This window comes from Stenotrophomonas sp. 3diitr2024 (assembly GCF_042136455.1).
GTDB lineage: Bacteria > Pseudomonadota > Gammaproteobacteria > Xanthomonadales > Xanthomonadaceae > Stenotrophomonas > Stenotrophomonas sepilia.
This window is the reverse complement of the sequence record NZ_JBHHMJ010000675.1, coordinates 1-508: the sequence shown is the minus strand read 5'-3', so window position 1 is coordinate 508 and position 508 is coordinate 1. Positions and strand designations below refer to the sequence as shown.

Sequence of the window (508 nt, the reverse complement as noted above, 5' to 3'; positions counted from 1 at the left end):
AGAAGATGGACCCGAAGGTGCGCGCCACGCTGGAAGGGCGGCACGCGTTGAAGCGGCTGGGTACGCCGCAGGAAGTGGCCGCATTGGTAGCCTGGCTGGCCAGCGACGATGCCTCGTTCGCGCCTCCCGCGATTCAGGTCTGGCGGCAAGGCCTCATCACGTCCTTGTCGATACAAATAGTTACGTTATAACATTTCACTTCTATGTCACGAGTCCTGCCATGCGTTGCCACCTGCGGTTCGCGTGCGGCCGCGCTCCATGCGCGCAGGCCGAACACGGCCAGGCCGAGGAAGAACACTGTTCCGATCAGTGCGAAGGCGGTCATGACCTGTTCGAAGCCGCGCACCCGGTCGCCGTCACCCAGAATCAGCACCAGCGGCATCAGCAGCACCTGGATGATGAACTGCGCGATCAACGCCAGCATGCCGGTGAACTGCGAGAACAACAGGATGCGCCGGCCCTCCTCGACCATCGACGGCAGCATCTCACGCAGCAGGTCCAGCTTGGC

At 62.8% G+C, this 508-nt stretch carries 1 protein-coding gene and 1 pseudogene; one reads left to right on the top strand and one right to left on the bottom strand.

Annotated features, from left to right (window positions below; translation table 11 throughout):
* Positions 1-191, top strand: a 191-nt coding sequence (locus tag ABGA94_RS17215) for an SDR family oxidoreductase (RefSeq protein WP_375367842.1), incomplete at its 5' end; no start/stop codon positions are given.
* On the opposite strand, the pseudogene ABGA94_RS17210 reads toward ABGA94_RS17215, so the two are convergent.
* Positions 134-508: pseudogene (locus tag ABGA94_RS17210) on the bottom strand (hypothetical protein); the annotation flags it as partial. The gene ABGA94_RS17215 and the pseudogene ABGA94_RS17210 sit on opposite strands and share 58 nt — an antisense overlap.